The organism is Prochlorococcus sp. G5PB11, from assembly GCF_059772425.1.
Window position 1 is genome coordinate 760364 of the sequence record NZ_CM186287.1, and the last position, 20392, is coordinate 780755.

General features: G+C 35.3%; 25 protein-coding genes. 18 read left to right on the plus strand and 7 right to left on the minus strand.

Annotated features, from left to right (window positions below; all coding sequences use genetic code 11):
- Positions 1 to 53 precede the first annotated feature (53 nt).
- A complete protein-coding gene (locus AC6EI0_RS04760; protein ID WP_498523288.1) occupies positions 54 to 320 on the minus strand; it encodes a hypothetical protein in 267 nt (88 codons plus the stop codon).
- Between the two features lie 95 nt (positions 321 to 415).
- Here AC6EI0_RS04760 and AC6EI0_RS04765 point away from each other — a divergent pair, with 95 nt between their 5' ends.
- Entirely contained in the window at positions 416 to 691 is a 276-nt protein-coding gene (locus AC6EI0_RS04765; protein WP_498523289.1) for a SemiSWEET family sugar transporter, read from the plus strand.
- A gap of 82 nt (positions 692 to 773) precedes the next feature.
- Positions 774 to 935: a hypothetical protein gene (locus tag AC6EI0_RS04770; RefSeq protein WP_498463288.1), complete on the plus strand. Its 162-nt coding sequence runs from the start codon at positions 774 to 776 to the stop codon at positions 933 to 935.
- A 55-nt stretch (positions 936 to 990) separates the two neighbouring features.
- Here the strand turns inward: AC6EI0_RS04770 and AC6EI0_RS04775 are convergent, their stop codons facing one another.
- Positions 991 to 1512 (minus strand): hypothetical protein, encoded by a 522-nt coding sequence (locus AC6EI0_RS04775; protein WP_498523290.1) that lies wholly within the window; start codon positions 1510 to 1512, stop codon positions 991 to 993.
- A 163-nt stretch (positions 1513 to 1675) separates the two neighbouring features.
- Positions 1676 to 1969 carry a cytochrome b559 subunit beta, long form gene (psbF, locus tag AC6EI0_RS04780; protein WP_269606448.1) on the minus strand — a complete coding sequence of 98 codons (294 nt, stop codon included), beginning with the start codon at positions 1967 to 1969 and terminating at the stop codon, positions 1676 to 1678.
- A 193-nt stretch (positions 1970 to 2162) separates the two neighbouring features.
- Here psbF and AC6EI0_RS04785 point away from each other — a divergent pair, with 193 nt between their 5' ends.
- The 3 genes from AC6EI0_RS04785 (at position 2163) to AC6EI0_RS04795 (ending at position 4000) form a co-directional block, all read left to right on the plus strand.
- Positions 2163 to 2600 (plus strand): hypothetical protein, encoded by a 438-nt coding sequence (locus AC6EI0_RS04785; protein ID WP_498523291.1) that lies wholly within the window; start codon positions 2163 to 2165, stop codon positions 2598 to 2600.
- A 463-nt stretch (positions 2601 to 3063) separates the two neighbouring features.
- Positions 3064 to 3579, plus strand: a complete 516-nt coding sequence (gene fldA / locus AC6EI0_RS04790) for a flavodoxin FldA (protein ID WP_498507893.1) — start codon at positions 3064 to 3066, stop codon at positions 3577 to 3579.
- 181 nt (positions 3580 to 3760) lie between these two features.
- Positions 3761 to 4000 (plus strand): CopG family transcriptional regulator, encoded by a 240-nt coding sequence (locus tag AC6EI0_RS04795; RefSeq protein ID WP_498523292.1) that lies wholly within the window; start codon positions 3761 to 3763, stop codon positions 3998 to 4000.
- Positions 4001 to 4172: 172 nt separating this feature from the next.
- Here AC6EI0_RS04795 and AC6EI0_RS04800 read toward each other — a convergent pair whose 3' ends face one another.
- Together AC6EI0_RS04800 and AC6EI0_RS04805 are read right to left on the minus strand one after the other, a co-directional pair.
- The gene (locus AC6EI0_RS04800) at positions 4173 to 5267 is read right to left on the minus strand and encodes a glycosyltransferase family 4 protein (RefSeq protein ID WP_498523293.1); all 1095 of its coding nucleotides are present in this window, start codon (positions 5265 to 5267) and stop codon (positions 4173 to 4175) included.
- A 5-nt stretch (positions 5268 to 5272) separates the two neighbouring features.
- A complete protein-coding gene (locus AC6EI0_RS04805) occupies positions 5273 to 6223 on the minus strand; it encodes a DMT family transporter (protein ID WP_498523501.1) in 951 nt (316 codons plus the stop codon).
- Between the two features lie 53 nt (positions 6224 to 6276).
- Between AC6EI0_RS04805 and sppA the strand changes: the two genes are divergently transcribed.
- From sppA to AC6EI0_RS04865, 12 genes are all read left to right on the plus strand, one after another.
- The gene (sppA, locus tag AC6EI0_RS04810) at positions 6277 to 7086 is read left to right on the plus strand and encodes a signal peptide peptidase SppA (RefSeq protein WP_498523294.1); all 810 of its coding nucleotides are present in this window, start codon (positions 6277 to 6279) and stop codon (positions 7084 to 7086) included.
- A 3-nt stretch (positions 7087 to 7089) separates the two neighbouring features.
- Entirely contained in the window at positions 7090 to 7464 is a 375-nt protein-coding gene (gene aroH, locus AC6EI0_RS04815) for a chorismate mutase (protein WP_498523295.1), read from the plus strand.
- A gap of 98 nt (positions 7465 to 7562) precedes the next feature.
- The gene (locus tag AC6EI0_RS04820; protein ID WP_498523296.1) at positions 7563 to 8138 is read left to right on the plus strand and encodes a DUF2808 domain-containing protein; all 576 of its coding nucleotides are present in this window, start codon (positions 7563 to 7565) and stop codon (positions 8136 to 8138) included.
- Between the two features lie 49 nt (positions 8139 to 8187).
- Positions 8188 to 8325: a 50S ribosomal protein L34 gene (gene rpmH / locus AC6EI0_RS04825; protein WP_413678338.1), complete on the plus strand. Its 138-nt coding sequence runs from the start codon at positions 8188 to 8190 to the stop codon at positions 8323 to 8325.
- Between the two features lie 46 nt (positions 8326 to 8371).
- Positions 8372 to 8758, plus strand: coding sequence for a ribonuclease P protein component (rnpA, locus tag AC6EI0_RS04830; RefSeq protein ID WP_498523297.1), 387 nt, complete (start codon positions 8372 to 8374; stop codon positions 8756 to 8758).
- Positions 8755 to 9165: a PH domain-containing protein gene (locus AC6EI0_RS04835; RefSeq protein WP_498523298.1), complete on the plus strand. Its 411-nt coding sequence runs from the start codon at positions 8755 to 8757 to the stop codon at positions 9163 to 9165. The genes rnpA and AC6EI0_RS04835 overlap by 4 nt, the downstream gene beginning before the upstream one ends.
- An 84-nt stretch (positions 9166 to 9249) precedes the next feature.
- Entirely contained in the window at positions 9250 to 10398 is a 1149-nt protein-coding gene (gene yidC, locus AC6EI0_RS04840; RefSeq protein WP_498523299.1) for a membrane protein insertase YidC, read from the plus strand.
- A gap of 57 nt (positions 10399 to 10455) precedes the next feature.
- Positions 10456 to 11934, plus strand: a complete 1479-nt coding sequence (locus AC6EI0_RS04845) for a Ycf46 family AAA ATPase (protein WP_498523300.1) — start codon at positions 10456 to 10458, stop codon at positions 11932 to 11934.
- Positions 11935 to 12054: 120 nt separating this feature from the next.
- A complete protein-coding gene (gene serS, locus AC6EI0_RS04850; protein WP_498523301.1) occupies positions 12055 to 13335 on the plus strand; it encodes a serine--tRNA ligase in 1281 nt (426 codons plus the stop codon).
- Positions 13336 to 13354: 19 nt separating this feature from the next.
- A complete protein-coding gene (rseP, locus tag AC6EI0_RS04855; protein WP_498523302.1) occupies positions 13355 to 14437 on the plus strand; it encodes an RIP metalloprotease RseP in 1083 nt (360 codons plus the stop codon).
- A gap of 124 nt (positions 14438 to 14561) precedes the next feature.
- A complete protein-coding gene (rpsN, locus tag AC6EI0_RS04860; RefSeq protein WP_269606477.1) occupies positions 14562 to 14864 on the plus strand; it encodes a 30S ribosomal protein S14 in 303 nt (100 codons plus the stop codon).
- Positions 14865 to 15048: 184 nt separating this feature from the next.
- A complete protein-coding gene (locus AC6EI0_RS04865) occupies positions 15049 to 17214 on the plus strand; it encodes a polyribonucleotide nucleotidyltransferase (protein WP_498523303.1) in 2166 nt (721 codons plus the stop codon).
- Positions 17215 to 17217: 3 nt separating this feature from the next.
- On the opposite strand, the gene AC6EI0_RS04870 is transcribed toward AC6EI0_RS04865, so the two are convergent.
- Positions 17218 to 18132, minus strand: coding sequence for a 3'(2'),5'-bisphosphate nucleotidase CysQ family protein (locus tag AC6EI0_RS04870; RefSeq protein WP_498523502.1), 915 nt, complete (start codon positions 18130 to 18132; stop codon positions 17218 to 17220).
- A gap of 1 nt (position 18133) precedes the next feature.
- Here AC6EI0_RS04870 and rsmI point away from each other — a divergent pair, with 1 nt between their 5' ends.
- Complete coding sequence (rsmI, locus tag AC6EI0_RS04875; RefSeq protein ID WP_498523304.1) at positions 18134 to 19021, plus strand: 16S rRNA (cytidine(1402)-2'-O)-methyltransferase; 888 nt, start codon at positions 18134 to 18136, stop codon at positions 19019 to 19021.
- Between the two features lie 303 nt (positions 19022 to 19324).
- On the opposite strand, the gene AC6EI0_RS04880 is transcribed toward rsmI, so the two are convergent.
- The gene (locus tag AC6EI0_RS04880; RefSeq protein ID WP_498523305.1) at positions 19325 to 20125 is read right to left on the minus strand and encodes a hypothetical protein; all 801 of its coding nucleotides are present in this window, start codon (positions 20123 to 20125) and stop codon (positions 19325 to 19327) included.
- Positions 20126 to 20392: the final 267 nt, after the last annotated feature.

The following is a 20392-nucleotide window of genomic DNA, read 5'->3' on the forward strand; positions in this document are numbered from 1 at the left end:
TTATTGGCTACATCAAAACAAGATTTAAAGTAAAAAGATTCTATTATTATCTTCTAATTTAATTTGCTTCTCATAACAAATAGAATTGTCAAACCTATCAATATTAGGGCTATCGGGTAAAGGAATAAAAATAAAAGATCTATTAAATTTTCTGGTCTATTAAAAATAACTAAGCCTATTAAAAAAATTACTATTGGCAAAAGAATCAGTGATTTTATTAATAGGCCTTCATTCCATCTTTTAGTCTCATTATCTACATCTAATAAAGTTTCCAATTTCTCACCTAAAACTTTATTATTAAAATCAGACTGATCACCCATAAGATCTATATAATAAAATATGAATCCATGTTAAAACTAAATACTTATTTTTGCATTGCTATATAGTTTTGACGCGTATTTATCCCTAAAAAATAATGAGCGAATTTAATTATATAGATTTATTTGGTTTTTCAGCAGCATTGCTCACTACAATTGCTTTTATACCCCAATTATATAAAACATGGAAAACGAAATCAGCAGAGGATGTATCATTAATTATGTTGATTTTATTTATAACAGGTCTAATTTGTTGGATTATTTACGGTTTAAACATCCATTCGATTCCGATTTTAGTTGCAAATATAATTACCTTTATTTTTAATTTTTCAATTTTAGTTTTAAAGCTTAGTTATAGAAATAATAATCAATAGAAAAATTCTTTTATATATATTAAATTATTTTTCTTCAGCTCCTTTAGAAGCTATAGTCTAGATAGAGAATTAAATTTATCAAATGTCAGGGGAAGAACTACAACTAATTGGAAGATCATTGGCTCTGCATCCTCCTGTAATGATAATCACACTTGGGTTATTCATGTACATCAGAGGAAAATCTATTGCAAGCAGCAACCCAACAAAAAAAGTTACACCTTTTTTCCCTTTTAGGAACGTATAAAAATAAAATTAATTATTGACTACTTTCCCTAAAAAGTAATTTATTTATTTAGCTATCACCCAAAAGGGTTAGTTCCCATAAGTGGTCCTACGAATAGAAATTCCATAACTGCTCCTGTTATCGCAACTGGGAAAACCCAAATAGACATAAATCTAATCCCCATAAATTTCATTCCGCCTTTTCCTGCAAAAGCGTCTTTAGTCATTGTATAGACGGTTTCGGTATCACTTACTGAGTATGAATTTTCTCCAGGACTAGAGTAAGGCTGGGCAAAATTCATATTATTAATTAAATTTCTGACTTTGTTATGCAGAACTATTGGCCAAACCCATAAGAAAAATATACGACTAGCAAACGCAAAAGTATCTGATTGAGGAATTCCTAATTGCTGATTTGCTTTATCTTTTGGGAAAGCATCCTCTATAATCTCTGAAATAAGATTTTGATCTGTTGGAAATACCTCTTTTTTATTACTGATGTTTGATTGATTAACTGAAGAGACAATTTCGGTTTCAGTATTTTCTAGAACAGCTGTAGGGCTATTATTTTCAATAAGATTTGATTCTTGACTTTCCATAACAAAATTTTTTCTATCAGCATTATAAGCGGTCTAAGTTGTTTTTTATTAAAGAAAAAAATAATTTAAAAATATTCTATAGAAATTTTAATTATTTATTTTTAGTCAAAAAAAGGCTTACCCCTTGATAAGCCTCTTATTATTTTTATTTTTATTTTTTTAATTATGCGTTTATCACACCACGGCGAATAAATTGCATTGCGAAAATCGCACCAAGGAAAAATACTGTTGGAATACCCAATGCATTCACCGCCAAAGTTCTAACAGTGAAAACTGGGTAGCCCCCTGCAGGTCTTCCTTTATCAGCAACAATTGCAGTATCTTCCCAAACTTGCTCATTTTTAATGGTTGGGCCATTATCCCAGACAAATACTCCCCACCTACGCAACCAATAATCGGCAAATGCAAGAGTAAAAATAACTGGTGATAGGACCAGCAATAATTTAAGTGTGTTCATCCATCTAGGATATTTATGTGCTAAATCCTGGCATATGAGAGCCAAAAAGGCAGATCAAGAAGAAGACCCTAAGGATTCTGTAACAAATTGGGCCGAATTTAGAAGCTTTAATAACTCTCTAAGTTGACTCGCATTACTTCTGATATGGTGTAATCATTGCCTCTAGAAAGGCGTAAATTAATTGGTTTGATTTATGGAATTCGGTTTTAAAGAAATTCTTTTCGGATTAGCTGGAGTAAGCATGGTTGCTTGGGCTGGTGTAATCGGCCTCTGGCATACATATATGTTCCCCAGATTTTTCAAAGAAGATTCCAGTCGAATTAATAGTTCTTCTCCCGCAACTTCCGTCGCTCAATCAGTTACTGAAAGCAACAGCACCAAAAAGCCCTGGTTCCTCGATGACGAGGGTGATTCACTTACACCTCAAACAGCTCTAGGCGCAATAGGGCTTGCTGACAGAGGGAAATACAGCAAAAAATCTTTTGTAGTTGCTGATTTCAATCCTGTTGAAGCTGGTTATGGAGTCAATAGGCTCTACACATCTGTTTTAATTGGCTTAGCTATCAGTACTTTTGTCATAATCTCCTTTGGTCTTCAAAGTGGTTTTGGCATGATGGGACCAAGCTTATAAATCGACAAAATTTAAACGAAAAGGGTATATCCATTACTCAAAATTAAATCTCCAAATAACTGAAAGGCTTTACAAACACAAAATTAAGACAGCGTTTCGTTTTAGAACAAAGGCTTTCAACTAGCCAATACAAATGTTTTCAGATAAAGATCTTTAAAAATATCTTGTTTAATGATTTTCCAATTTTTTTGCAAGTTAATCTCAAATAGATAGTAATCAATTTTTTTCTTCCATCTTTTTTTGAAGTTTTTTCTCTGAGAACCCCTCTTAAAACTAGATTTAAGAATAGTAATTCCAACGAAACCCAATATTAGAAATTAGTTACCTAAAAAGCAAAGGAGTAAATATTGACTTTTTTATGTATCAAAAATCAATATTTAATAGACAAGAAAATTTAAAAAAAGCCAAATTCACTCTAAATGTGCAAAGCTGCTTTAAAATATCTTTGATTTTAAATTGCTCCATGACTGTAGGAATCTACTTCGCTACAACAACAGGTAAAACCGAAGATATAGCTGAACGGCTGCACGGCTTACTTGACTCTGCTGAAGGTCCAAAGGATATTTCAGATGTCGATGACCTTAGTGAATTAGCTGGACATGATGGGGTTATTTGTGGAATCCCTACATGGAATACCGGTGCTGACTCTGAAAGATCAGGAACTGCTTGGGATTCAATCCTTGAAGACATCGGAGAACTAGACCTTAGTGGCAAGAAGGTTGCAATTTTCGGCTTAGGTGATTCTTCTACTTACACAGAAAACTACTGTGATGCAATGGAAGAGCTTCATAGGTACTTCCAACAAGCAGGGGCTTCAATGGTTGGTTACACTGCCAAATCTGATTACACGTTTGACGAATCAAAAAGTGTAGTTGGAGAAGAATTTTGTGGATTACCTCTCGATGAAGATAGTGAGTCAGACATGACTGATGAAAGGCTTTCAGGGTGGGCTGAGAAACTAAAAGGTGAGATGTTTTAAGGCTTAAACAAAATTGGTAAATCTTCCTAAGTCATTACTTAGGAAGATTTTTTTTGTCCATTTTTAAGTGAAATGAAAAATTCAAAAAGAATTAAACTAAAAAAAATTCCAAAAAAGTCATTTTCTGAAGCTATTTAATAAATCACCCCAAACAACCCCAAGATATCTTAATATTTTCTTTATGAACTCAGATCATAGCTCAGATCAAAACGTTTATGTAAACGTAAATCTCTCTTTAAAAGATGAGACTTTGCGTATGTTGATTGAGATGTCAAATGATATGGGAGCAAGTCTTGAGGATGTAATAAGTTCAATAACTGAAGACTCGGTAATAGATTTGCAGAGGCTACAAGACGATTTAGGCATTGTTATAATTCCTGAGAAATGCAGCAAGCAAGATTTAATAAATTCACTTCAATAGAAATTGATCGTTTTTTAATCTTTACCTTTTAGTACTTTTAATCAGAGATAAAAAGCTTTGATTTAATAATATGGCTCTTATTTTCGAGCAGATTTCTTATAACTTTTAATTTAATCAAATATAAAATTACTGAAATGATTTCTTTAAACTTTTAAATTAATCTTAAAAGTCTTCAGAGATATTTTTTATTTAAACCTTTATAAAGCCAATTTTGAACACGTTCTGCAAAGACTTTGTTAGTTGCTTTTTTTTCAAACCAATCCCTACAATTTTTTCTTTTAATCTCTGAAATTGATTTTACTGCATTTATCAATCCCTCAATATCATCTGGTTTCACCAAAAAACCATTAAAACCATCTTCAATTAATTCCCCAGGTCCTCCAAGATCATATGCAATCACTGGGACACCGCAAGCCATAGCTTCAACAATTACGTTGCCGTAGGCTTCATTCCACTTAGGAGTATTTATCAAAGCTCTACATTGGCCCAATTGGTCTTGAAATTCATTCGTTGGAAGGAACCCTTTCCATTCAATACTTTCTTTTGTAAAAGTATTTTCAATCTTTGAAGCATATTCTTTGTCTTCAATAAGTCCCCAAACCAATAATTTTTCACCTAGATCTTTTGCAACTTTTACTGCATCTTCTAAACCTTTTTCTGGTGCAATTCTTCCAGCCCAACCTAATGGACCCTTATCTTTTTCATTAAATGAATAATTTTCCATATCAAAACCATTACCAACAATAATTGGATCTGTTTTCAAACAATAATCTTCTGATTGTCTTTTGGTATGAAAAGCTAATTGATATGGAAATAGTTGACTTATTTCACTAATAATTTCTTTCATTACAAGTGATTCAGCACCCATACTAATTAAATGAAAGATTTTAATTCCTTGAGTTTTTGTTAACCATAAAGGAAGCCAATCATAGGCAAAATTAATAACTGCATCGGAATGATTTGCTAAATCAATAGCCGTTTCCCATAACTTCGGTAAAACACTATTTAATGGAATTAATACAGGGTCTGTTTCCTTCTGATGTTGCCAACTAGGTTGATCAATGCCATCGATTAATCTTAATTCAAGCAATTCACTTTCAAAAGGTATTTTTGAACCTTTTGGTGCAATTAAAATAATTTTATGACCTAATGAAATTAATCCTTTTATCAGAGAAATAATAGTAAGTTCAACCCCTCCTCCTTTCCCACTGCCTAGATAACCTATAGGTGTGCTTACTAGAATAAGTTTTAATTGTTTATTTTTCATTTACTTTAACCCTCTTCTAGTAATTGTTTATTAGTTTTATCCCCCCAGAATCTTCTCCTTTGACTTACAAATAATACTGATATTAAAACCAAAACTACTCCAATCCACTGAAGGATGAAGAGTCTTTCTCCCAACCAAATCCCACCAGTAATCAAAGCAAAAACTGGTGTTAAAAATGCAAGGGTACTAAAGCTTGTTAATTCTTTACGGCTTGCAAACCAAAAAAATAAGCCATAGGCCAGTGCGCTGCCAAACAAACTTGAATAAGACATTAAAGTCCATTCAAAAGAAGACCAATCTGGAAATAATGGCCAATTTTTATCAAAAACATGCCAAACGAGAAGAGGTATACTCCCAAGAACCATGTGCCATCCTGTTACGGCAACAGGATCACTGTTTTTGCAAGCGTATCTAATAAGAACTGTTCCTAAAGCCATAGATGTTGCTGCGCATATCATCCAAACTTCTCCATGGCTTAAGAAATTACTTCCTGATTCAAATTTGCCAAGTAAAAACCAATTTCCTAGCAGCTCAGTAGGGACTCCAAGACAAATTATTCCAACCAATCCAAGAACCAACCCAATCCATCCAATTGGATTTATTGCATCTCCAAACAAAATTCTTGCTAATAGAGCAACCATCAAAGGTTGGGAATCGATAAGTACGGAACCCAATCCCGCGCCTGTTTCCATTAAACCTTTCGCCAAAAAAATCTGAAAAAGTGTGGCGTCAATCAAAGTAAATACTAAAAACCACACCAAATCATCTTTTGAAATATTCCAACTCCTCTTCAAAAAAGGTACGGAAGCTAAAACCACTAGACCAGCTGGCAAAAGCCTTAGTGAGGCAACAATCTCAGGCCCTGCAGCTTTTACTAATGGTGCCATAGCCGCCATTGAGGTCCCCCAAAGAGCGAACGGCAAAATCATCAAAAACCAATTCCAAATGACAAACATAAGGTCAGAAAGCAATCTCCTTTTTAAGATCAATAAAGTTATGCATAATTTGAATGATTTGGCCCTTGAGACGCAAATCCAAAAAAAAGATGGCACGAATCTGTATTGAAGGTCCTATCAATGCAGAAACTCGAAAAAATGTCCTAAAAGCATTAAAGCAAATTGAAGATAGAGAGTTCCCAGCCCTATTACTTCGCATTGATAGCCCAGGAGGAACAGTTGGTGACAGCCAAGAAATTCATAGTGCTCTCTTGAGACTAAGAGAAAAAGGTTGTCATGTTGTGGCTAGTTTTGGCAATATCTCGGCCTCTGGAGGGGTTTATATAGGAGTTGGTGCTGAAAAAATCGTTGCCAATCCAGGAACAATAACAGGCTCCATTGGAGTGATTTTAAGAGGGAACAACCTCTCTAAGTTATTAGAAAAGGTTGGTATTAAATTTGAAACTGTAAAAAGTGGGCTTTACAAAGACATCCTTTCTCCTGATCGCCCTTTATCACCTGAAGAGAGACAATTGCTTCAATCTCTGATTGATAGTAGTTATGAACAATTTGTCTTGGCAGTTTCAAAAGGAAGAAACTTAACAACGGAAGTTGTTAAGAGTTTTGCAGATGGAAGAGTTTTCACTGGAGAGCAAGCCAAAAAATTTGGACTTGTGGATGAAATTGGCGATGAAAATGATGCAAAATTGCTTGCAATAAAAATCGCAAACCTAGATGAAAAAACAAAGCCAATTACCTTTGGTAAAACCAAAAAGAAATTATTAGGGTTTCTGCCGGGGGGAAAATTAATTCATAACGTCTTCAATGCGTTAAATCTAGAGTTGGAGGGGCATGGGCAAATTCTTTGGCTATACAAGCCATAAGCTATGAATTTTCAAAATAAACTTAATCTATGTGCATTAAGGGGTGCCACAACTTCTGAACACAACTCTGTGGAATCAATTGCGTCTGCAGTGGATGAATTACTAGTTGAATTAGTATCCAGAAATAATTTGATCCCCGATCAAATTATTTCTGTTACTTTCTCTGTAACCAAAGATTTAGATGCTTGTTTCCCCGCTTCTATTGCTAGAAGAAGAGAAGGTTGGGGGAAAATTGCCCTTTTAGACTGTCAACAAATGTTTGTTAAAAACGACTTGGCTAAATGTATTCGTCTACTTGCTTACGTTTCTTTACCAAATGAGCAAACACCTCAAAACATTTACCTAGGTAAAGCAAAAAATTTAAGGCCAGACCGTTAAAGCCAGTTTTTTTCCCAACAACAGCCTATATTCAGTTGGGTTTACTTTAATGCACTTGAAAAATATTTAAGTGCCATATCTATCAACCAAAATAAGTCATGTTCAAAAATCATTCTCTACCAATCGTAAAAAAAATTTTTTTTATTGGATTCTCTGCATTTTTGTTAAGTGCAGGAGCTTTTAACTTAGCCCCGAAATCATCTGCATCTCCGGGTTTTTTTGAGTACCAATGGTACCCAGAGGAAGGTTATAAAAAACTTCGATACCTTCAATCTTCCTCTGAAAGACTTGAAAGAGCAACTTATTACTTTTTTCTTAGGGGTAAAGAAAGAAAATCAGATATCAGCAAATTGACTCTCAGAGTACCTGATTATTTTGAAGCAAAAATTAAGCCTGAAAAACTAAGTTTATGCAAAGTAAACATTGGTTCTTATACATCAAGAACCCGTTGCTTAGAGAATGTTCCATCCGATATAAAAATCAATGAGAACCAAACTAAAATTGTTATATCCCCAGAAAAACCAATTCCGTTAAACAAAGATTCTTACGCAGTGGTAATGAAAATTTTCAATCCCAGAAAAAGAGGTATGTTTCAATTCCAGGCTTTTTCTCAAAAGGTTGGAGAAATCGACATCTCAACATATTTAGGAACTTGGAACATAGACGTACAGTGAACTGATAAATTAATCACATATATCTAATCCAATACGAGCATAAATAAAAATGACAAAAAGGACCTTTGGTGGAACTAGTAGAAAAAGGAAAAGAGTCTCTGGATTCAGAGTGAGGATGAGATCTCACACTGGAAGGAGAGTTTTAAGAACTCGTAGAAAACGTGGAAGAGCTCGTTTAACTGTCTAAATTTATCTTCACCTAACAAGGATACTTGTAATAAAAGTTTCTTCTTATGGTTTTGCCAAAACACATGAGACTCAAAGGTCATAAATGTTTTGACTTTATTTACAAGAAGGGAACTAGGTTCTACAGCTCTTCAATGGTTCTAAGAGTTACAAATGCAAACACAAAACTATATTTCAAAAAGAACACCTCCAAATTCAAGCCCCTTATCAAATGTGCAATATCCATAAGCAACAAAGTAAGCAAAAAATCAGTTACAAGAAATAAGCTTCGACGGTTATTCCACCAACATTTAGCTCAAAGACTTTCTAATATGAAATCTGAAAAAGAAGTTTGGGCTTTTATTTCTCTAAAACCTTCCTGCATGAAAAATTCTGATAGCAATCTTCTGAAAGAATGTGACAAACTGCTCATCAAGGCTGGGATAACAAAATGACAATCAGTCCAAACGAAGACATTTTTTACGAGGGAGGACCTGCCAGCGGGGACCTCATAATAAATTTAATGGCTGGAATTACGCTGATCGGTCTACCTTTCACTTTTGGAGCTTTAGTAAGAGCTTTATGGGTGAGATACAAGATAACTACTCGTAGAATATCTGTCACTGGTGGTTGGCTTGGTAGGGATAAAACTCAAGTTGTATATAGTCAAATTGCTGAGATCAGAGCAATTCCAAGAGGTTTAGGATCTTACGGTGATATGGTTTTAGTCCTAAAAGATGGAGCCCGACTTGAGATGAGATCACTCCCAAACTTTCGAGAGACAGAATCTTACATACTTGAAAAAATAGAAAAATCACCTATAAATAAATCCGTCAAAGATGTTCAAGGCTTTTCAAACTAATGAGTCCTTACAAAATTGTGAGACAAGAACACATCCTCTAAGGCAAACTGGCCTAACAACTTCAACCTTTCTTCCTTAAAAACCGTGATCGGGTACATCTCAGACAATCTACTTATCCCGATCCTAGATTTTTTCTACGGATTAGTTCCAAGTTACGGACTAGCGATTGTCGCATTAACCATAGTTATTCGCTTAGCACTTTTCCCTCTTAGCGCAGGCTCAATCAGAAGCGCGAGAAGGATGAAGATAGCTCAACCTGTTATGCAAAAAAGACAGGCTGAAATCAAAAGCCGCTATGCAAGCAATCCTCAAAAGCAACAGGAAGAATTAGGAAAATTAATGGGTGAATTCGGAAGTCCGTTAGCAGGTTGCCTGCCACTCTTAGTTCAAATGCCAATATTATTTGCCTTATTCGCAACTTTAAGAGGCTCACCTTTTGCTGATGTTCCTTATTTGGTAAACATCAAAGTTCTGCCATCGGACCAAATTGCTGCAGTGGAACCAAAGCCTTTCAAGACAGCGAAGCACTCAATATTCATAACTGAAAAGAACCATTTTCCTGTAGTAGCTTCTCTTCCGGGTGGAACGAAAATCGGTTCAGGTGATTCAGTTAAAATTAATTTACAAACTTTGAATGGAGATTCATACGTTAACGAATTAAAGAAATATGAAACTGGTTCAAAATTTTCTCCTTCTTGGAAAGTCACAAAAGGAGAAGACATTGTAAAAGTTTCTTCAGATGGGACTGTAAATGCACTCAATCCCGGCGATGCAACTGTTGAAGCAAAAATCCCTGGTTTAGCTGCTAAAAGCGGTTTCTTATTTATAAAAGCTCTAGGAAATGTTGGCTTTTATGTAGATGGTGCTATTCACTGGGATATTGCAATTCTAGTAGCAGGGTTTGGATTAACTCTCGTTATCTCTCAGGTACTTTCTGGGAGAGGAATGCCTGTAAACAAACAACAATCAACTGCAAATAAAATCACACCGGTAATGATTACCGGAATGTTTTTATTCTTCCCTTTGCCCGCTGGTGTATTGCTTTATATGGTTATTGCAAATATTTTTCAAGGCTTACAAACATTTCTGCTAAGCAGGGAATCCTTACCAGACAATTTACAAAAAATACTAGATGATCAACTTAAGCAACAAGATAAACCGGCAGTCTCTGTAACTTCTGAAGTTATATCTGATTCAGGTAGATTACCTTTTGAGCCAAAAAGTAATAAATAGCATTAAGTACAACTTATTATAAAAATCAAGCCTCATATAGAACCACATCCATAACTGATGTCTAATTGGGACGAACAACTTGATCTCCTAATTCGAGCGAGAACTCCCATTATTTGGATAAGGAGTAATGAAGAAGAAAGGGTTGAAACTCTTATCAAAAATTCTACTAAAAGACTTTCTCCTCGAAGACTTGCAACTTGGGATTATATAGATGGAATTAGCAATGTTCTTAATTCTAATAATCTTGGTTCTAGGCAGCCAATGGCAGTACTTGAATGGCTTAAAAAATTGGATGGAAGTTCTCCAACCATACTTTTGTTAAAAGATTTTCACCATTTCTGTGAAGATCCAGGAATTCTTAGAATGCTAAAAAATTTAACTATTGATCTTCGCTCAAAGCCCCATTCAATAATTATCAGTTCTGGATTATGGAGCCCCTCAAATGATCTAGAAGAAGACCTAACTATTCTTGATCTACCCTTACCCAAAGAAAATGAAATTAAAACACTTTTATCAAATATTGCTGAAGCTAGTAATTCTCAATTAGACGAAAATGTCCTTAAAGAACTAACAAATGCATGTGGGGGACTGAGTGAATCAAGGATCCGTAAAGTGGCTGCTAGAGCACTTGCGCAAAGAGGTCAAATTGGCAAAGAAGATTTGCTAGAAGTATTGGAAGAGAAACGCCAATCTATTGCTCGTAGCGAAGTTCTGGAATATTGCAAAACAAATAAATCGCCAAACGATGTTGGTGGCTTACAAATATTGAAAGATTGGTTAAGACAAAGGAAGCAAGCCTTCTCAGAAGAGGCAAAAGATTTTGGATTGCCCTTACCTAAAGGGGTTTTGCTAGTTGGTCCTCAAGGGACAGGCAAAACGCTAGTAGCTAAAGCAATAGCAAATAGCTGGTCTATGCCTTTATTAAGACTTGATGTGGGTAGGTTGTTTGCTGGCTTAGTTGGAGCGAGTGAAGCAAGGACAAGAGAGACCATTCAGCGAGCTGAAGCTATGGCACCTTGCATTTTATGGATTGACGAAATTGATAAAGCTTTTGGCGGTGATGGAAGAAGTGATGGAGGAACAAGTCAAAGAGTACTTGCAAATATTCTCACTTGGATGTCAGAGAAAACTTCTTCTGTTTTTCTTGTAGCCACTGCAAATGGAATAGATAAGCTACCTGCTGAGCTCTTGAGGAAAGGAAGATTTGATGAAATTTTCATGCTTGAGTTACCCTCTAGAAATGAAAGACATAGCATTCTTGAACTTCATCTTCAGAAAAGAAGACCTAATTTAAAAGTTGATTTAAATGCTACTGTCGATAGAACAGAAGGATTCTCTGGTGCAGAATTAGAACAAGCCGTTATTGAGGCAATGTATTTTGCATTTGCAGAGAAAAGAGAACTTGTAGAAGGTGATTTAATTCTCGCCTCAAGTCAACTAGTTCCTCTCTCTAGAACAGCAAGAGAGCAACTTGAGTCTCTTAGAGAGTGGGCCTCTAGCGGAAGAGCGAGAGCATCATCTCCAAAACTTTTTTAGATTTTTCTTTTTATTGTCTTAATTAATCAAAAAAAGTTCTTAAATTTAGAAGAAATTAATACTCGTGATTATTTTAGGAACAATTAACGATTAGGCTAAAAGAACTTCAATATTTATATAGTGATAGACAATAGACTACTAAGAGAAAATCCAAATTTAATTGCAGAGGGACTTAAATCAAGAGGAATGGATATTGATCTAGGGGAACTTCAAAAATCATGCAAAGATCTTAAAGAACTTGAAGAAAAAAGAAATTCACTGCAAGCAGAGGGAAATTTAATTGGGAAAGAGGTTGGACAAAAAATAAAACAAGGCCTTTCTCAAGATTCTGAAGAGATTTCAAGTCTTCGCATCAAGGGCAATAAAATCAAACAACAAGTTGGAATTATTGAAGAGGAAGAAAAATCGATTTCAACTCAATTAAATGAACGAATTCTTTGCTTACCTAACCTTCCAGAAAAGGATTCTCTCATAGGGAAAGACGAAAAAGATAACAAGGAAATCAGAAGATGGGGTGAGCCTATTTCAGGAAATAATTTCAAAGAACATTGGGAAATTGCTAGTCAATTAAACCTTTGGGATAGCGAGAGATCCTCAGTAATAGCAAAAAGTAGATTTGTCACCCTTTTCAACCAAGCTGCAAAACTTGAAAGATCACTTATAAATTTCATGCTTGATTTACATGTTAAGAAAGGATATTTAGAAGTACTTCCACCAGCTCTTGTAAACACTGCTAGTCTTACTGGATCTGGGCAATTACCAAAATTTGCAGAAGAAAGTTTTCGTTGTGCTGATGATGATTTATGGCTAACTCCCACAGCTGAAGTGCCGATAACGTCTCTCCATCGTGGTGAGATCATTCCTCAAGATATGCTTCCATTAAAATACGTAGCATATAGCCCCTGTTTTAGAAGAGAAGCTGGAAGTTATGGTAGAGATACCAGAGGTCTAATCAGACTTCACCAATTCAATAAAGTTGAATTATATTGGTTTTCTTCACCAGAAAAATCTAAAGAAGCTTTAGAACAAATCACATCTGATGCAGAATTTATATTGCAGCAACTTGAACTGCCTTATCGAGTAATTCAACTTTGTACAGGAGACTTAGGTTTCTCAGCAAAAAAAACTTATGATTTGGAGGTTTGGCTTCCTGGTGCTAATACGTTTAGAGAAATATCTAGTTGCAGCAACTGTGGAGATTTTCAAGCTAGACGTTCCTCAATACGAACAAAAGATAACAATAAAAAAAATATACTTTTGCATACTTTGAATGGAAGTGGATTGGCCATAGGGCGCACTATGGCTGCGATTTTGGAGAATGGTCAACAACCTGATGGAAGTATCAATTTACCAAAAGCCTTAATACCTTACTTCGGTTCGAACAAATTACAGCCAGAATAACTCAATCAAAATCTAATTAATGAACGTTCTTTTATCTATAGCTGTATTAGGCCTTCTGATTTTTTTTCACGAGTCTGGTCATTTTTTAGCAGCAGTGCTTCAAAAAATCAAAGTAAGTGGTTTTTCAATTGGTTTTGGACCAGCTCTTTTGAAAAAGGAAATAAATGGAATCACCTATTCACTTAGATCACTTCCTTTAGGGGGATTCGTATCATTTCCTGATGAAGAAACAGATTCATTAGTTCAATCCAATGACCCCGATTTATTAAAGAACAGACCAATTTACCAAAGAGCAATAGTTATTTCAGCGGGTGTAGTGGCAAATTTATTACTCGCTTGGATAGTACTAATTGGTCAAGCAAGCGTAATAGGTATTCCTAATCAACCTGAACCAGGGGTAATAATCATGGGAATTCAGCCAGATGAGCCTGCATTCAATTCAGGATTAGTAGCTGGAGATCAAATAATGAGCGTAAACGGTCGAGCATTAGGCAGCGGCAAAGATGGAATTATGGATTTAGTCAATATCATTCAGACATCATCTGGCGAAGAATTACTTTTTGAGAGAGTCAATGATGGAGAAAGCGAGACAATTTCTATAATTCCAGCTGAAAATGAAGGGAATGGAAGGATAGGAGCCCAATTGCAGCCAAATCTTCCAAATAAAGTATCCAAAGCAAATAATATTGGTGAAATATTTAATAGCTCTAATTCACAATTTTATGAATTACTTAGTCGAACTGTTATTGGCTACAAAAGTTTGATTACTAATTTCTCTTCAACTGCTCAGCAGCTAAGTGGACCAGTCAAAATTGTTGAAATTGGTGCCCAGCTTTCTGAACAAGGTGGCTCAGGTCTTGTACTTTTTTCTGCTTTGGTTTCAATAAATCTTGCAGTTCTGAACTCATTACCTTTACCTCTTCTAGACGGAGGACAATTAGTTCTTCTAATTCTAGAGAGTATTCGCGGAAAACCAGTTCCTGAAAAAATTCAATTGGCTTTTATGCAATCTGGATTTGTCTTACTTGTAGGCTTAAGTGTTGTTTTGATAATCCGAGATACGACACAGCTATCTTTAGTTCAGCAGTTTGTGCACAGGTAAGAAAATTAAATTTTAGATAATTATTAATTTGAAAAAGTATTTTGAGAATAATTTTACTCCAATTACTAAAAACAATCAGGCAAGGAGTTAAAATGATTTCTAAATAAGCTGAATAAGCCCATTAATGGCAAAAAAGTCAATGATAGCGCGTGACGTAAAGCGCAAAAAACTTGTAGAAAGATACGCAGCAAAGCGTAAAACTCTAATTGATGCTTTCAAATCAGCAAAAGATCCCATGGAAAGACTAGAAATCCATAGAAAGATTCAAGCTTTGCCAAGAAATTGTGCACCTAATAGAATTAGAAATCGTTGTTGGGCGACGGGTAAGCCAAGAGGAGTTTATAGAGATTTTGGACTATGCAGAAATCAACTTAGATCAAGAGCTCACAACGGGGAATTACCAGGAGTAGTAAAATCAAGTTGGTAAAAACGAAAAGTAAATTGATTTACAGCAAGAAGTGGGAAAGATTATATCTCCCGCTTCTTTTTTAGTTTTATAGTTTCAGTAATTGTGGTAAATGTTTCCTCTAGGAAACAAATCTATCGAGTTTTTTACTCAATTAGTCCCATTAAGTGTAAGAATGTCATAAGACAAAAAGCTATAAACGCACGTGCAAGGTCAGACAAAATCCGTTTCCTTCGATGGTAGAGAGATAAAGCTCACTACAGGGAGATTTGCTCCACAGGCTGGTGGTTCAGTAATGATTGAGTGTGGTGACACCTCCGTTCTAGTAACAGCAACAAAATCAACAGGGCGAGAGGGAGTTGATTTCCTACCTTTAATGTGTGAGTACGAAGAAAGGTTATACGCAGCGGGGAGGATTCCAGGAAGTTTTATGCGTCGTGAAGGACGTCCCCCTGAAAGAGCAACTTTAATTTCAAGACTTATTGATCGTCCAATGAGACCTCTTTTCCCTGATTGGATGAGAGATGACATACAAATCGTTGCAACATGTCTTTCCTTAGATGAAAGAGTTCCAGCAGATGTGTTAGCTGTAACTGGTGCTTCAATGGCAACATTAATGGCAGGTATTCCTTTCCAGGGACCTATGGCTGCTGTTCGCGTTGGCCTCTTAGGAGATGACTTTGTTCTCAATCCAAGTTATAGAGAAATTGAAAGAGGTGATCTCGATCTAGTAGTTGCCGGGACTCCAGATGGTGTAGTAATGGTGGAAGCAGGAGCAAATCAACTATCAGAACAAGATGTTATTGAAGCAATTGATTTTGGCTATGAAGCCATAACTGAATTAATCAATGCGCAAAAGGAAGTTTTGAAAGAAACAGGAATCAAGCAAGAGATTCCTGAACCCCCTGAAGTTGATGACACAATTTCAAACTATTTAGAAAAAAATTGTACAAAATCAATTAGTGAAGTTCTGAAAGACTTTGATCAAACAAAAGAGGAGAGAGACAATAAGATTGAAGAAATAAAGATCAATGTTTCATCAAAAATAGAAGGACTAAAAGATGATAATGCTGTTAAAAAATCTCTTTCATCAAATAACAAACTCTTAGATAATAGTTATAAAGCTTTAACCAAAAGGTTAATGAGAGAACAGATAATTAAGGAAGGGAAAAGGGTCGATGGTAGAGAATTAAATGAAGTAAGATCAATAGAAGCAGACGCCGCAGTATTACCCAATAGAGTCCATGGATCAGCCCTGTTTCAAAGAGGTTTAACACAAGTTCTCTCTACAGCAACATTGGGTACACCAAGCGATGCTCAAGAGATGGACGATCTAAACCCTAATACTGATAAGACCTACATACACCATTACAATTTTCCACCTTACTCAGTTGGAGAAACTCGACCAATGAGAACTCCAGGCAGAAGAGAAATTGGTCATGGGGCTCTAGCAGAAAGAGCCTTAATTCCTGTACTTCCAGCAAAAGATACTTTCCCATATGTATTAAGAGTAGTAAGCGAAGTCTTGAGTTCAAATGGCTCTACTTCAATGGCTTCAGTATGCGGAAGCACCTTAGCTCTTATGGATGCAGGAGTTCCTCTTAAAGCTCCAGTAGGTGGAGCAGCGATGGGACTAATAAAAGAAGGGAAAGAAGTACGAATATTAACTGACATACAAGGAATTGAAGACTTTCTCGGAGATATGGATTTCAAAGTTGCAGGCACAGAGAAAGGGATTACAGCTTTACAAATGGATATGAAAATAACTGGTCTTCCAATAGAAACGATTGGAGAAGCAATCAACCAAGCGCTTCCTGCAAGGACTCATATATTAGGAAAAATGCTTGAGGCAATTGAGACTCCAAAAGAAAATCTTTCTCCCCACGCTCCAAGACTTTTAAGTTTCAGAATTGACCCTGAACTAATTGGAACAGTAATAGGTCCAGGCGGTAGAACTATAAAAGGTATTACAGAAAGAACTAATACAAAAATTGATATCGAAGATGGTGGAATTGTCACTATCGCCTCCCATGATGGAGCTGCCGCAGAAGAAGCTCAGAGAATTATTGAAGGTTTAACAAGAAAAGTTCATGAAGGAGAAATCTTCTCTGGTTCCATTACTAGGATTATTCCCATTGGAGCCTTTGTGGAAATTCTTCCCGGGAAAGAAGGAATGATTCACATTTCACAACTATCGGAAGCAAGAGTAGAAAAAGTTGAAGATGTTGTAAAGGTAGGTGATCAAGTGACTGTAAGGGTAAGAGAAATAGATAATCGTGGACGTATCAATCTGACTTTGAGAGGAGTACCTCAACATGGCGGGATGAATTATCCTGAGCCAACTCCAACCCCAGTAGCACCTCTTACTTAATTTTTAGATAGTATATTCTGGCTCTTCTTGATAGAAAAAATCCATAGCTTTTTGACAAATCTGTAGGTGGGATTTTCCATGGCTTGCTATTAAACAGCCTGATTGAGAAAGATCAGATGTTTGGTAAATCAAATTTGATCCGTCTGCATGAGAAATTTTTCCACCGGCCGCCTCAATAAGTGCATGAGGAGCAGCCATATCCCAATCCTTTGGCGAGGTTTTTCCTGATAAAGATATGTAAACATCTGATTCTCCTCGTAAAATCGATGCGACTTTGCAGCCAACACTCCCTATCTTTTTTGTCTTAGCAAAGCATAAACTAGAACAAAGATTCAGAAGTTTTGTTTGTTGATGGTTTTTGCTTGAAACAAGAATCAAATCTGATATTTTGCTTCTCTCGCTAAAAGAGACAAGATTTTTCTGACCGGCACGATTTTCATACCATGCGCCACTTCCAATAATTCCAAACCAAAGCTCATTCATTTCCGGGATCAAAACTATCCCGAGTTTTGGTTTTTTTTTATAGGCCAAAGCTATATGAACTGCATAGTTTTCAGATCCTTGAAGAAAATCTTTTGTCCCATCAAGTGGATCGATAATCCAACACCAATCTTTTTTGTAATTAAATTCTTGAAAAGTTTTTTCTTTGGATCCTTCTTCACTTAAAACATCCCATTCCTTAAAAGTGAAGTTATTATTCAAACCAGCTATTAATAATTCATTAACCGCCATATCAGCAGCAGATACAGGTCCATCGCCACCCTCTTCTACAGTTAAACATTTTGGGAACCCATATGGAGGTTCTTGTCCTCGAGCATATGCAATCAAGACATCAGCCGCCGCCCAGCTAAGCTTTCTAAGTTCATCTAATAAAGTTTCTAAATCCACCTCTTCTGGCACAACAAGATCTATTGGCATAATGGATTTAATCAATGATTACCAGCCTAAAAAAGAAAGCTCAGAACCCTACCCAGGGACTCTTTACATTGTTGGTACACCCATAGGGAACTTAGGCGATTTATCCCCAAGAGCAAAATTCATCCTAAAGCGAGTATCAATAATAGCCTGTGAAGATACCCGAAGGAGTGGACAACTATTGAAAGCAATAGAATCTAATGTACCAATGCTTAGTTATCACAAACACAATATCAAAAGTCGGCAATCCCAATTATTAAAAATATTGAAAGAGAATCAAAGTATTGCCTTAATTAGTGATGCTGGATTACCAGGTATAAATGATCCAGGAGAAGAGCTTGTTCATTCTGCAAAAAAAAATAATTACAAAGTGATTTGCATCCCTGGTCCGTGTGCCGCAACAGCAGCATTAGTAATAAGTGGATTACCGTCAGAAAGATTTTGCTTTGAGGGGTTTCTTCCTAATAAGAAAAGTCTTAGGAAAAAACGTTTAGAGGATATCTCTCAAGAGAGTCGAACAACTGTAATCTATGAGTCACCACATCGATTAATAAAACTATTAAAAGATTTGTCTATTTTATGCGGAAAAGATCGTCCTATTCAAATTGCTAGAGAACTTACCAAAAGATATGAAGAGTCAATTGGTAATACCATAAATGAGGCACTAGAATATTTTGTGTCCAATACCCCAAAGGGAGAATTCACAATAGTTCTAGGAGGATTCAATAATGTGCAAGAAAAAAAAACAAGTGAAGAAGAAGCTTTAAATAGACTTACTAGATTGATAAAGGAAGGGGAAAAATCTAATTTTGCGGCACGAAGAGTATCGGAAGAAACAGGCTATAAAAAAAAATGGCTTTATTCCAAATTACATAAGAGACTTGACAAATAAACTTTTTGGCTAAAAGCTAATTAAAGCTCTATTTCACATAAGTCTTGTTTAAATGTTTTTTAAATTACAACTTTTAATTCTAAATTTGACCTTTGCTACATTGTTATTATTCTTTCTTTGCCTTGGATCTCAAAATCTAAGTAAAAAACATACTTTAAATTTTATAATAAATAAAAGCGTTCCTTTACCAATTGGATTTATAGTTGGAAACTTCTTTACTTTTGGATTGATCTCTGGAGGGTTAACTTCAGTATTAACGATAAATAATAAAGTTGAAGAGTAAAATTATTAACATAGAAAATACTAAGCATCCAAAGCTATTATCGAATCCTCAAATATTAATCTAGTAACACCCTTATTAATCAAATAAGTTTTAGAAATCTGCAAAACTTCTTTATTAGGTATCTTAATAACTCTTTGGTTTCTTGAACAAATTCTTTTAGCAGTCCTCTGGTTCGAAAACAACAGAATTGCTTTTCTATTTAATTCTTTCTCAGGCAAAAAGCTCCACTCAGATAAATCAGAAATCGATATAATTTCAAGCTCAACTTTTTTTTCAACTATCATATATAAACTTTCAGGAAGAATTTCTTGATTATGTAGTTCGAAATTTACTTCTTTCTTCTCAAAATCAAGACTAGAAACCAAAGGTTCTATTTCCTCCCATTTATTCTCAGGATCTTGATTTATATTTTCAGTATCAGAGTTCTCATTATTTAAACTTTCAGAAAGAGAAAGATCTCCAATAGGGAAAAATGCTATTTCATTGAAACCTTGATTACAAATTTTATTATCATTTTTTACAGGTACTTGCTCATCTGCATTGACAATTGAATTGCCATCGTTAAAAGATCTTTGATTTTTAAGATCTTCTTGATTACTATCTATATTTTTACCATTAACTGGTTCAAATTTCTTATTGCTACTTTTTATTCTTTTTTCCTTTAGCAATTTATATTCAGAATTGGATAGTAGAGTTTTAACCGTTCTATTAATAGTATTTGGACTACAATTATATTCTTCAGCAAGAATATTAGTGTTGACTCCACCTCTATAGGCTTGGACAATTTCATCTTTTTGAATCTTTGTTAGCCTTCTCGACATAATATTGATTACCTTTTTATATCCAAGATAAGACCAAATGATCAGAATTAGTAAAAAATATTACCAGATAACTAACAATTTATTAGTCCCTTAGGCTAGTGGGATAGGGAAATGCTTTCCAAGCTGTACTAAGAAATTGGTAGCAGAAGGCTATCTAGACATAAACAGCCTTGACAAGCAAAAGTCAGTAGCGGAATTCACAAAAAATTTTTAATACATTTTTTTGAATTTCAGTTTAATCCACTGCCATTTTGCCTTTTAAATATC

Coding starts and splice junctions, on each gene's coding strand:
- AC6EI0_RS04820 (WP_498523296.1), top strand. CDS start 7,563: ATGTTCAAAAATCATTCTCTACCAATCGTAAAAAAAATTTTTTTTATT.
- AC6EI0_RS04800 (WP_498523293.1), bottom strand. CDS start 5,267: ATGAAAAATAAACAATTAAAACTTATTCTAGTAAGCACACCTATAGGT.
- aroH (WP_498523295.1), top strand. CDS start 7,090: ATGAATTTTCAAAATAAACTTAATCTATGTGCATTAAGGGGTGCCACA.
- AC6EI0_RS04760 (WP_498523288.1), bottom strand. CDS start 320: ATGGGTGATCAGTCTGATTTTAATAATAAAGTTTTAGGTGAGAAATTG.
- rsmI (WP_498523304.1), top strand. CDS start 18,134: ATGGATTTAATCAATGATTACCAGCCTAAAAAAGAAAGCTCAGAACCC.
- AC6EI0_RS04795 (WP_498523292.1), top strand. CDS start 3,761: ATGAACTCAGATCATAGCTCAGATCAAAACGTTTATGTAAACGTAAAT.
- rseP (WP_498523302.1), top strand. CDS start 13,355: ATGAACGTTCTTTTATCTATAGCTGTATTAGGCCTTCTGATTTTTTTT.
- rpsN (WP_269606477.1), top strand. CDS start 14,562: ATGGCAAAAAAGTCAATGATAGCGCGTGACGTAAAGCGCAAAAAACTT.
- AC6EI0_RS04870 (WP_498523502.1), bottom strand. CDS start 18,132: ATGCCAATAGATCTTGTTGTGCCAGAAGAGGTGGATTTAGAAACTTTA.
- sppA (WP_498523294.1), top strand. CDS start 6,277: ATGATTTGGCCCTTGAGACGCAAATCCAAAAAAAAGATGGCACGAATC.
- AC6EI0_RS04835 (WP_498523298.1), top strand. CDS start 8,755: ATGACAATCAGTCCAAACGAAGACATTTTTTACGAGGGAGGACCTGCC.
- AC6EI0_RS04880 (WP_498523305.1), bottom strand. CDS start 20,125: ATGTCGAGAAGGCTAACAAAGATTCAAAAAGATGAAATTGTCCAAGCC.
- AC6EI0_RS04775 (WP_498523290.1), bottom strand. CDS start 1,512: ATGGAAAGTCAAGAATCAAATCTTATTGAAAATAATAGCCCTACAGCT.
- rpmH (WP_413678338.1), top strand. CDS start 8,188: ATGACAAAAAGGACCTTTGGTGGAACTAGTAGAAAAAGGAAAAGAGTC.
- fldA (WP_498507893.1), top strand. CDS start 3,064: ATGACTGTAGGAATCTACTTCGCTACAACAACAGGTAAAACCGAAGAT.
- AC6EI0_RS04785 (WP_498523291.1), top strand. CDS start 2,163: ATGGAATTCGGTTTTAAAGAAATTCTTTTCGGATTAGCTGGAGTAAGC.
- AC6EI0_RS04805 (WP_498523501.1), bottom strand. CDS start 6,223: ATGTTTGTCATTTGGAATTGGTTTTTGATGATTTTGCCGTTCGCTCTT.
- AC6EI0_RS04845 (WP_498523300.1), top strand. CDS start 10,456: ATGTCTAATTGGGACGAACAACTTGATCTCCTAATTCGAGCGAGAACT.
- AC6EI0_RS04765 (WP_498523289.1), top strand. CDS start 416: ATGAGCGAATTTAATTATATAGATTTATTTGGTTTTTCAGCAGCATTG.
- rnpA (WP_498523297.1), top strand. CDS start 8,372: ATGGTTTTGCCAAAACACATGAGACTCAAAGGTCATAAATGTTTTGAC.
- AC6EI0_RS04770 (WP_498463288.1), top strand. CDS start 774: ATGTCAGGGGAAGAACTACAACTAATTGGAAGATCATTGGCTCTGCAT.
- psbF (WP_269606448.1), bottom strand. CDS start 1,969: ATGAACACACTTAAATTATTGCTGGTCCTATCACCAGTTATTTTTACT.